The 10,498-nt window shown below is 68.9% G+C and carries 11 protein-coding genes; 2 read left to right on the forward strand and 9 right to left on the reverse strand.

What is annotated here, in order from left to right; genetic code table 11:
• Positions 1-73 precede the first annotated feature (73 nt).
• The 6 genes from ACPZVR_RS01355 to ACPZVR_RS01380 form a co-directional block, all read right to left on the reverse strand.
• Positions 74-601 carry an HD domain-containing protein gene (locus ACPZVR_RS01355; protein ID WP_436697767.1) on the reverse strand — a complete coding sequence of 176 codons (528 nt, stop codon included), beginning with the start codon at positions 599-601 and terminating at the stop codon, positions 74-76.
• 116 nt (positions 602-717) lie between these two features.
• Positions 718-1,569, reverse strand: coding sequence for an ABC transporter permease (locus ACPZVR_RS01360; protein ID WP_436698212.1), 852 nt, complete (start codon positions 1,567-1,569; stop codon positions 718-720).
• A gap of 19 nt (positions 1,570-1,588) precedes the next feature.
• Positions 1,589-2,395 carry an ABC transporter ATP-binding protein gene (locus tag ACPZVR_RS01365; protein WP_436697768.1) on the reverse strand — a complete coding sequence of 269 codons (807 nt, stop codon included), beginning with the start codon at positions 2,393-2,395 and terminating at the stop codon, positions 1,589-1,591.
• Entirely contained in the window at positions 2,392-3,402 is a 1,011-nt protein-coding gene (locus ACPZVR_RS01370) for an ABC transporter substrate-binding protein (protein ID WP_436697769.1), read from the reverse strand. The genes ACPZVR_RS01365 and ACPZVR_RS01370 overlap by 4 nt, the downstream gene beginning before the upstream one ends.
• A gap of 702 nt (positions 3,403-4,104) precedes the next feature.
• Entirely contained in the window at positions 4,105-4,596 is a 492-nt protein-coding gene (locus tag ACPZVR_RS01375) for an FBP domain-containing protein (RefSeq protein WP_436697770.1), read from the reverse strand.
• 61 nt (positions 4,597-4,657) lie between these two features.
• Positions 4,658-5,110 carry a nuclear transport factor 2 family protein gene (locus ACPZVR_RS01380; protein WP_436697771.1) on the reverse strand — a complete coding sequence of 151 codons (453 nt, stop codon included), beginning with the start codon at positions 5,108-5,110 and terminating at the stop codon, positions 4,658-4,660.
• Positions 5,111-5,217: 107 nt separating this feature from the next.
• On the opposite strand from ACPZVR_RS01380, the gene ACPZVR_RS01385 reads away from it, so the two are divergent.
• Positions 5,218-5,886 (forward strand): hypothetical protein, encoded by a 669-nt coding sequence (locus ACPZVR_RS01385; RefSeq protein WP_436697772.1) that lies wholly within the window; start codon positions 5,218-5,220, stop codon positions 5,884-5,886.
• A gap of 77 nt (positions 5,887-5,963) precedes the next feature.
• On the opposite strand, the gene ACPZVR_RS01390 is transcribed toward ACPZVR_RS01385, so the two are convergent.
• Positions 5,964-6,422: an RrF2 family transcriptional regulator gene (locus ACPZVR_RS01390; RefSeq protein ID WP_436697773.1), complete on the reverse strand. Its 459-nt coding sequence runs from the start codon at positions 6,420-6,422 to the stop codon at positions 5,964-5,966.
• Positions 6,423-6,628: 206 nt separating this feature from the next.
• Here ACPZVR_RS01390 and ACPZVR_RS01395 point away from each other — a divergent pair, with 206 nt between their 5' ends.
• The gene (locus ACPZVR_RS01395) at positions 6,629-8,497 is read left to right on the forward strand and encodes an acyl-CoA dehydrogenase (RefSeq protein ID WP_436697774.1); all 1,869 of its coding nucleotides are present in this window, start codon (positions 6,629-6,631) and stop codon (positions 8,495-8,497) included.
• Positions 8,498-8,624: 127 nt separating this feature from the next.
• Here ACPZVR_RS01395 and ACPZVR_RS01400 read toward each other — a convergent pair whose 3' ends face one another.
• Both ACPZVR_RS01400 and ACPZVR_RS01405 read right to left on the reverse strand, forming a co-directional pair.
• Complete coding sequence (locus ACPZVR_RS01400) at positions 8,625-9,263, reverse strand: response regulator (protein WP_436697775.1); 639 nt, start codon at positions 9,261-9,263, stop codon at positions 8,625-8,627.
• The gene (locus tag ACPZVR_RS01405) at positions 9,251-10,483 is read right to left on the reverse strand and encodes a sensor histidine kinase (protein WP_436697776.1); all 1,233 of its coding nucleotides are present in this window, start codon (positions 10,481-10,483) and stop codon (positions 9,251-9,253) included. Before ACPZVR_RS01405 ends, ACPZVR_RS01400 begins: the two co-directional genes overlap by 13 nt.
• Between the last annotated feature and the right edge of the window lie 15 nt (positions 10,484-10,498).

A 10,498-nucleotide genomic window follows, 5' to 3' on the forward strand; every position in this document is an offset into this window, starting at 1 on the left:
TCCCCAGCTCCACACGTCCGGGGGCACAGCAGGCGGGGGCGGGGCCGGCCAGAGCCAGCCCCGACCCCAGCGCTCAGAACGAGTTCCTGCGGGACAGGATCTTGTGCACCAGCGGCTCGAAGTGCTCCAGTGGGGCGCTCACGTAGTCCGGGTCGAACGCGGCCTGGTCGTACTTGAAGCAGAACTCCTCGGTGTACTCGAAGTACTCGGAGCCACGGAACTTCTCCCGGGCGTTGCGGTCCCACCCGAGGTGGTGCCAGAAGTAGTACCCCTGGAAGACGTCATGGTTGGCGACCATCCAGTGGTTCGCCTCGGAGACGAACGGCTTCAGGATCGCCGCGGCGATGTCGGGGTGGTTGGCCGGAGCCATCACGTCCCCGATGTCGTGCAGCAACGCGCAGAGGATGTACTCCTCGTCCCGACCGTCTGCCTCGGCGCGGGTGGCCGTCTGCAGGGAGTGCTCGAGCCGAGTGATCGGGAACTCACCCTTGGCGTCCCCCAGGGTCCGCAACATCTGCAGGGCGTGCTCGGGCACCTTGCTCTGCTCGGTCGCCCAGCCCGGCGTGATGAGGTCCCAGTCCTCCTTCGTGGACTCGATCATGCTGGTGAACTTCACTCCAGGTTTCACAACGAACACCTTCTTCTCTCACTCATCTGTGGACTCTTGAACGTCGCTGCCGGCCGCCCGTCCGCGCGGGTCCCGGGCCGGCTCGGGCACTACTTGGGGGCGCGGCCGTGGTTGTCCCACCACAGGACCCGTCTGCGCAGGAGCGTCAACGCAGCGACGAAGAGCAGGCCCAGCACGCAGAACATCGAGATTCCGGCCCAGGTCACTTCGAGGTTCGCCTGGGATGCGGCGATGGAGATCATGGCTCCCAGCCCGGCGGCCTCTCCGGCAGCCACGAACTCGGCGACCGCGGCCCCGATGATGGCGAAGGGGATGGCGATCCTCAGTCCGGCGAAGAAGTACGGCATGCTCCCCGGGAGCCGTAGCCTCCAGAAGATCTCCCACCTGCTCGCGTTGACCACGCGGAGCACGTCCAGCGTGCCCGGGTCCACCGCCCTGAGCCCGGCCAGCGAGTTGATCAGGATCGGGAAGATCGCCACGATGATGGTGACGATGTACTTGGGCAGCATCCCGAATCCGAAGGCCACCACCAGGGCCGGAGCGATCGCGATGACCGGGGTCACCATGATGACCATCACGACCGGCATGAGAGCGCGTTCCAGAATCTTGAACTCGCACATCAGGACGGCCAACAGATAGCCCAGGACGATGGCAGCGCCGCCTCCTACGGCCACCTCTTTCAGGGTGACCAGGAGATTGTTCCAATAAGCGCTCGGGTCGCTCGTGATGCTCTCGACGATATTGCCCAGAGGCGGGATGACGAAGGGATTCGAGTGTGCCACGTACTCCCAGGCGATCCCCAGCAGCACAAAGGTGACCAGGGGTGGGACCCAGAGACCGAAACGCCAGCGCGCCCGGGCAGAAACCTGCGGAACCACCCTCTTCGCGGGATTTCCGGCGGCCTTCTCGGCACGTGGTCGACGCGTTTGCTCCAGCTGCATGGTCACGCCGGATGCCTTCTCAGTCCTGGACATTCTTCATCACCCTCCTCAGGCCCTCCCGGATTCGGATCTCGTACTCACGGAACTGCGGACTCAGGAACACCGACTCGTCCCGGGGTCGTGGCAGGTCGATCTCGGTGATCTCGGCGATTCGTCCCGGTCGAGCCGCCATCAGCACCACGCGGTCCGAAAGCAGGATCGCCTCGGGAACCGAGTGGGTGATGAACATGACCGAACGCCGGTTGGACTGCCAGAAGTCCAAGAGCCCCAGTCGTTGCTGGTCTCGCGTGATCTCGTCCAGCGCAGAGAACGGCTCGTCCATGAGCAGGACGGGCGGGTCGAACACGAAGGCGCGGGCGATCGCGACGCGCTGCTGCATGCCGCCGGACAACTGCCGCGGGTACTTGCGCAGGTCCTTCCCCAGGCCGAAGGAGGTGAGCAGCTCGTCGACGTCCAACAGGTTGCGGCCCGCGTTGGCTGCGGTGTTCACCTGCGTGGGCAACAGGACGTTGTCACGTACCGAGCGCCAGGGCAGGAGGGCGGGGGTCTGCGGCACGAGTCCCATCGCCTTGTGGCGGATCGCCTGGGGAACCGCCTCGCCGTTGATCGCGACCGAGCCCTCGTCGGCATCCAGGAGGCCGGCGATGATGCGCAGCAGCGTGGACTTGCCGCAGCCGCTGGGGCCGATCACCGAGACGAACTCGCCCGGGGCGATGCGCAGGTCGACGTCATCGAGAACCGTGACCGGTTGGCCCCGGACGCCGAACGTCTTGGTGACTCCTCGTGCCGTGACCTCGGCACCCGCGGTGGTCAGCGCCGCGTTCATTCGCCCGGCCAGATCAGTACGCCGTCGGCGTCGTACAGGTCCGTGACCAGGTCGAAGTCGACCACGGTGTCAAGGTCCGGGATCTCCTTCACGTCGCTGAACTCCCGGGTCAGGGCAGCGGCTGCCTCCCACTCCTCACGGGTGTGGGCGCCCAGCGGCTTGACCGTGCTGTCCCGGATCCACTGCGACTCCACGGCCCAGGTTCGCCTCTGCTGGTCCAACGGGAACGAGTCGCCCTGGTTGTCCTCGGCGGCCAGTTCGGTCACGTGCTCCACGCACTTGTCCTCGTTGTCCAGGCAGTACTGGAGCGCCTTCAACGTGGCCCGCATGAAGTCGGCGGCGGTGTCCCGGTGCTCCTCCAGGAAGGTCGAGTTCACCTCCATCACGCTGTAGGTGCTCTCGACGCCTGCGTCGGCCGGCAGGAACTCGCTGAACTCGATGCCCTGCTCCTTGAGGCTGGCGCACTGACTCGACGCGTAGGCGATCTCGGCGTCGATCGTGCCGCGGGTGACGATGGTCGGGTCGTAGTTGGTGATCTTGGTGAACGTCACCTTGTCCAGGTCGACGCCGGCCTTGGCGAGCTGTGCCCGGGCGACCGGGGCGACCTGCGTGAAGTAGCCGAGCCGCTTGCCCTCCAGGTCCTTGAGGGTCTTGATGCTCTTGTGGGCCAGGATGCAGTGAGGGTCGGTGGTGCCGTAGGTCGCCACCGCGGTGATGTTGTCGGCGTTCACCACGGTGTCCAGGACGCTGGGCGCCGACCCCACGGAGGTGAACTGGGCCTTGTTGGCGTTGACCAGCTGCTGGCCCGACGCACCGGCGGTGTTCATCTCGACGTTGAGGCACAGGGCGTCGTAGTAGCCCAGGTCGCGCGCCATGAAGACGTCCATGATCGAGCCGCTGGCGGCGTAGCTGTAGGACGAGATGTAGGTGATCTTCCCTGCATCCTTGTTCCGCTGACATGCCGCGTCGTCCGGCGCGTAGCCCGCGACGTCGGTGGCGCCTTCCACCGGCTGACGGGCCGACTTGTCGGCAGCGTTCGAGTCCGATCCACAGGCACTGATGGTCAATCCGAGAACAACGGTCAATCCGCCGAGCGCAAGCTTTGAAATGGTCGTCATGGTTCCTCACTTGTAGGCAGCGATTGGATTTGCTGGGGTCGCCAAAGAAGGCTCGCGCCCAAAATCAGGCGTCACGAATTGACGTCGCGGGGACGCCGAATCAGAGACGGGGTGCCGCGGTCTCAGCAACGGCCGCCGAGGACCCGGTGCTGAAGGGCGGGTGCGACCCATCGAAGACGAGTCGCAACAACTGGTGATGATGTATTCGGATCGACTCCTCTCTGACGTAGCGTCCGTCACGCGCGATGGGTGGCGCGCATCCGAACAAGGGGATACGTCAGCAGAAGGTCGGCCATCTCCGGGGCACTCGGCATCACCGGGACCGTCGATCTACATCTCGACCGCTTGAATCTCATTCACGTCAAGCGATACGCCATGTTGGCATGTGGGATAAGTCTCTGTCAACGATTTCCTGCCGCCCTTGACGCCGGCTTCGCGAGGGACAAGACATGCCAGGTCGCGTTCGTGGTGTCGGACCGGCGAACCGGGTCGAACGTCGAGGTGGCGGCGCCCGGTATGCGTGTGGACGGCACTAGGAGAAGGGCCACCCGCGCATGGTTGGCCGGCGCGGTGGCGGAGTGACCTCGCCGCTCAGCCGCGCACGCGACGCAGGAAGGCCGCCAGGTTGTCGGTCAGCCGCTCGATCTGCTGCTCGAGGCCGAGCGACTCCGGGAGGCGCCCCTGGTCGCTGACCCTCTTGCCGCGGACGTACAGCGAGCACTGCAGGTCGGCGCACATGTAGGTGCCGACCGAATCGCCGTTCTGCCCGGCCTTGCCCGACCGCGGCGCCACCATGAGCACGACCCCGCCGGAGCCGTGGGGCGTGAGGCACAGCGCGCAGAGGTTCTTGCGCGGGGTCCCGGCGCTGCCGTCGGTCGCCCGGAGCACGATGCCGTACGGCGCCCCGTCGACCTCCGCGACGACGTACCCGCGCACGCGCGACTGGGGGTCACGCCAGCCGAGGAAGTCGAGGTCCTCCCACGGCTGGTCGCCCAGGGTGCGCGGCACGTTGAGCCGCTTCGCCTCGCCCTTCGAGCAGTTCACGAAGGACGCGCGGATCTGTTGCTCGGTGAGGGGTTCCACGTCGATCCACCTTAGGCGCCCGCGCCACCGATTTTCGCGGGCGGGAGGTCGCGCCCGGGGCTCAGGCGGAGGTGAAGCTCGCCATCGTGCGGTCCGGCTCCCAGAACGCCTTCATGGACTTCACGCGGCCGTCGTCGTCGACGACGTAGACCATGATCAGGTCGGTCGTGGTGTGCGAGCCGTCGGGGAAGGACGTCTTGATCCGGCCGATGTTGGCGCAGGTGTTGGAGCCCGGGTTGGCGAAGGAGTCGTTGATCTGGAACTCGAAGGTCGCGATCGGCGCGATCGCCTTCTCCCAGAACGCCGAGATGCCGGCGTGGCCGTGGTGCCCCTTGCCCTCGGGATCGAACATCGACGGGCCGACCGGGTCCTCGAGGACCGCGTCCTCGGCGTACACCGTGAGCCACTCGGCGAGGTCGCCCTTCGCGACCGCGGAATAGGAGCGCTGGGACGCCGCGCGGGCCGGGTGCGGGTCGTTAGGAGCGTTCCAGACGATCGCGTCGGAGGTGATCATGAGGCCATCGTAGGGCGGATCTAGAACGTGTTCTACCCCTCTGAGTGGACCGCTCCCCGTCACCGTGGGTTCATGGGGCGCTCATCGGCGGCTGTCACGGTGCGAGCATGGCGAAGAAGCAGAAGGCCTGGATCCACGTGGGCATGCCGGGCGTCGGCGATGTCGTCGAGTCCGCCCTCGCCCACCACCATGCGGCGCTCGTCGAGCTCGGCGTCGCCTCCCTCGCCCGGTCGACCGCGGAGAGCTTCCGCGCCGCGGTCGAGATGACCCGCTCCCACAAGGACTGGGGGCTCAAGCGCACCGACGTCGAGGGCCAGTGGACGCGCCTGGTGCGCCGGGCCCGCAAGAGCCGCTGCGACCTGGTCTTCAGTCAGTCGCTGCTCGCCGCGGCCGCCCCCGACCAGGTGGCGCTCCTCGTCGATGCCCTCGCCGGCTATCAGCTCAACGTCGTCGTGACCACCGGCCTCGACGACGAGGCCGCCGCGACCGCCCGTTGGAGCGCGGCCTGCCGCAATCCCGAGCGTCTCCACGTCATCGCGACCGACGGCCTCGAGCCCGGCCAGGTCTGGACGGCCTTCGGCCGGCTCGTCGGCTTCGGTACGGCGTCCCTGCGCCTCGACGACGTCCCCCGCGCGTCGGCCACCCTGCAGACGCTCCCCGAGGCGCTGCGCGAGGTCGAGCGGCTCGCCCGGCGCAATGCCTCGCTCGAGGTCCGGCTCGAGGAGCTGGATCGCAGGCGCCGCAAGCTGAAGCGGAAGCTGAACAGCGCCGCCTGAACGGTTCAACTACCGAATTCGTCGCCAGCGCGCGCGTTTCGCGACAGATCTGGTAGTTGAACCGCGGTGGGGAGGAGTCAGTGCGGAGCCCAGGCGTCGTCGTCGGCGGTCCGCGAGGTCACGGTGTCGGGGAGCTCGCCGTCGGCGAGCTGCTGGATCGACACGTCCTCGAACACCTCGCGCAGGGCCCGGCGGGCCGCGATCCACACGTGCTGGAGCACCTCGGCGGCGGCGTTGTAATTGACCGCCTCGGGACGCAGGCCGTAGACGGAGACCAATGGGCCGTCGACCGCGCGGATGACATCGGCGACCGAGACGGTCGCGGCCTCGCGGGCCATCCGCCAACCGCCGGACTGGCCGCGCTGGGACATCACGATGCCGGCGCGGCGCAGGTCGGCGAGGATCGCCTGGAGGAAGCCGTGGGGGATGTCCTGGAGCCGGCCCAGCTCCTCGGCGCTCACCGCTCGACCGTCGGACCGGCTCGCCATGGCGATCAGGGCCCGCAGTGCGTAGTCGGACTTGGCGGAGACGCGCATGGGGACAGTCTGTCAGATTGCTCGATCGACTCAGTCGACCTACGCGTGGTTCGCCGCCCGCCGTACGTCGCCGCGCGGGGCGGGTGTCGTGTGAGCGATCCCGCGCCCCCCGTGCTTGCCCGCAGCTAGCACCCCCCGTATGATGAAGTTACTGGCGAGTAGCAGCCAATGAGAACCCTCTCCGAACCCTGGGAATGGTGGGAACTGTGAGCCACTACAAGAGCAACCTGCGCGACATCGAGTTCAACCTCTTCGAGCTCTTCAACGTGCAGGACTACCTCGGCACCGGCATCTACGAGGAGATGGACGCCGACACCGCGCGCGAGATCCTCTCCGAGGTCGAGCGCATCGCCCGCGAGGACCTCGCGGCCTCTTTCGTCGACTCCGACCGCAACCCGCCGGTGTTCGACCCGACGACCAACACCGCGCCGCTGCCCGCGTCGTTCAAGAAGTCCTACGACACCTGGATGGAGTCGGGCTTCTGGGGCCTGGGCCTGCCGGAGGAGATCGGCGGCACCACCGCGCCGCCGTCGCTGGTGTGGGGCAGCGCCGAGATGGTGCTCGGCGCCCACGCGCCGATCTGGATGTACTGCACCGGCCCCTCGATGGGCTCGGTCGTGTTCAAGAACGCCAACGGCGTCGCGCGTGACATCCGCATCGCCGAGATCATGGTCGAGCGCCTGTGGGGCGCCACCATGGTGCTCACCGAGCCCGACGCGGGCTCCGACGTGGGTGCCGGCAAGACCTTCGCCACCCCCAACGAGGACGGCTCCTGGAACATCTCCGGCGTCAAGCGCTTCATCACCAGCGCCGAGTCGGACCTGCAGGAGAACATCATGCACCTCGTCCTCGCCCGCCCGAAGGGCGTCGAGGGCGTCGGCGGACCGGGCACGAAGGGGCTGAGCCTCTTCCTCGTCCCGAAGTACCACTTCGACCACCAGACCGGTGAGCTCACCGGCGAGCGCAACGGCGTCTACGTCACCAACGTCGAGCACAAGATGGGCATCAAGGTGTCCAACACCTGCGAGCTCACCTTCGGCGACCCGCAGGTCGGTGGCGGCGAGCCCGCCCGGGGCTGGCTGCTCGGCGAGGTCCACGACGGCATCCGCCAGATGTTCGACGTCATCGAGAACGCCCGGATGATGGTCGGCACCAAGGCCATCGCGACCCTGTCGACCGGCTACCTCAACGCGCTGGAGTACGCCAAGGAGCGGGTCCAGGGCTCCGACCTCACCCAGGCCTCCGACAAGACCGCGCCGCGGGTGACGATCACGCACCACCCCGACGTGCGCCGCTCACTGATGACGCAGAAGTCCTTCGCCGAGGCGATGCGCTCGCTGGTCCTCTACACGGCGACCTGGCAGGACACGGTCTACCGGGCCAAGGCCGCCGGCGAGCGCGACGAGCTGGCCGAGGCCGTCAACGACCTGCTGCTCCCGATCGTCAAGGGCTACGGCTCGGAGCGCTCGTGGGTGCTGCTCGGCACGGAGTCGCTGCAGACCTTCGGAGGCTCGGGCTTCCTGCAGGAGTACCCGATCGAGCAGTACGTCCGCGACGCGAAGATCGACACGCTCTACGAGGGCACGACCGCCATCCAGGGCCAGGACTTCTTCTTCCGCAAGATCGTCAAGGACCAGGGCAAGGCGCTGGGCCACGTCGCGAGCGAGATCAAGTCGTTCATCGAGTCGGGAGCCGGGAACGGCCGCCTCAAGAACGAGCGCGAGCTCCTCGCCACCGCGCTCGCCGACGCCGAGGCCATGGTCGGCCTGATGATCAACGACCTGATGTCCGCGCAGGACGAGATCAAGAACATCTACAAGGTCGGCCTCAACACCACCCGCCTGCTGATGGCTCTCGGTGACGTCGTCTGTGCCTGGCTGCTGCTCCGCGGCGCCGAGGTCGCGCTCGCCCGGCTCGACGGCGACGCGGCCGGCAAGGACAAGGCGTTCTACGAGGGCAAGGTCGCCGCCGCCCAGTGGTTCGCGCAGCTCAACCTGCCGCGCGTCTCGGCCGAGCTCACGATCGCCCAGGCCACCGGCCTGGACGTCATGGAGCTCGACGAGGCCGCCTTCTGAGCGCGGCCCCGACGCCGCACGGCGCCTGACCGCACGACGGCCGCTCCGGATGACCGGGGCGGCCGTCGTCGTACGCCGCCGCGGCGGGTCGGCACGTGGTCGGCGCGCGGTCGGCACATGGCCGGCACTAGGAGCGCAGGTAGGCCAGGACCGCGAGCACCCGGCGGTGTCCGCTGTCGGACGCGGCGAGCCCGAGCTTGGCGAAGATGTTGCCGATGTGCTTGCTGACGGCGGTCTCGGTCACGAACAGCCGGGCCGCGATCGTGCCGTTGTCGAGGCCCTCCGCCATCAGGCCGAGGACCTCGCGCTCGCGGGGCGTGAGCGTGCGCACCGGGTCGTCGGCGCGTCGGCGGCTCAACAGCTGGGAGATCACCTCGGGGTCCATGACCGTGCCGCCGGCCGCGACCCGGCGCAGCGCGTCGACGAAGGACGCGACCTTGCCGACGCGCTCCTTGAGCAGGTAGCCGAGCCCCTCGGCCCCCCGGGCGAGGAGTTCGCCGGCGTACCGGTCCTCGACGTACGCCGACAGCACGAGCACGGGGAAGCCGGGACGCCGGGCCCGGGCCTCGGTGGCCGCCTTCAGGCCCTCGCTGGTGAAGGTCGGCGGCATCCGTACGTCGAGCACGGCGGCGTCGGCCTCGTCGAGCCGGGCCAGGAAGTCCTCGGCGTTGTCCACCGCGGCGACGACCTCGAACCCCTCGCTGCGCAGCAGCAGGGCGAGGCCCTCCCGCAGCAGGGTGTCGTCCTCGGCGATCAGGATCCGCATGTCAGCTCCGCCCTCACGGTCGTCGGCCCGCCCTCGGGGCTCGTCACGGTCAGCCGGCCCTCGAAGGCCTCGACCCGCCGGCGCATGCCGGCCAGGCCGCCACCGGGGCGCTCGACGGCACCACCGGCGCCGTCGTCGGCGACCTCGACGCGCAGCAGGTCGCCGTCGGTGGCCACCCGGACCCGCACGGTGTCGGCCGCGCTGTACTTGTTCACGTTGTTGAGCGCCTCCGCGACGAGGAAGTAGGTGGCGGACTCGACGGCCGCCGGCACCCGGCCGAGGTCGTCGAGCTCGAGGGTGCACGGTACGACGCTGCGGCCGGCGAGCGACGCGAGCGCGCCCTCGAGGCCGAGCTCGTCGAGGATCGGGGGATAGATGTCGTGCACGGTGCGCCGCAGGCCGGCGAGCGCATCGCTCGCGGCCTCCTGGGCGCGCCGCAGGTGGGGGAGCCCGTCCTGTCCGTTCTCGAAGGCGCGCTCGGCGAGGCCCATCATCATCGTGACGCTGACCAGCCGGTTCTGGGCGCCGTCGTGCAGGTCGCGCTCGATGCGCCGCAGCTCGGCGGCGTGTGCGTCCAGTGCCGCGGCCCGGCTGAGCGTCAGCGAGTCGACCCGGGCGCGCAGCTCGGAGCGACGGTCCGGGGTGAGCAGGCGCGCCGAGACCGCCGCGGTCGCGCGAGCCGCGGCCGGGACGACGTACCACGAGACGGCGGCGTAGGCGGCGGCCACCAGCGGCATGGTCGCGGCCAGGGCCCACGAGGTGACCGGGTACGGCGCGACGACCGGCTCGTCCGTCGGCACCAGGAACCAGTAGAACGGCACCAGCAGCGAGCTCACGACCCCGAGCGGGATCACGAGACAGACGAGGCCCACGACGAGCGCCGGCAGCGCGTGGACGGCCAGCCAGGCGAGCTCGCGTGCCGTCTGTCGCGAGAACGCGAAGCGGAGCCGGGCGTCGATCGTGCGGTCGACCGGCTCCTGGGAGCGCGGCTCGGCGATCGTCGTGCCGCGGAACGTCCCGACCCGCAGCCGGGCCCGGGCGCTCCACCGGCGCAGCAGCCGGACCGCGTCGGGCAGCACCAGCACGCCGCCGGTCAGCAGCATGAAGGGCGCCAGCAGCAGGAACGCCATGAGGAGCGCCAGCGACCCGGCGCAGGCGCCGACCTCCACGGCGAGGAAGCGCCAGCTGCGCGTCCACGAGCGCAGCCGGTCCGACATCATGGCCCCAGTCTGCCG

The organism is Nocardioides segetis (assembly GCF_051390595.1).
GTDB lineage: Bacteria > Actinomycetota > Actinomycetes > Propionibacteriales > Nocardioidaceae > Nocardioides.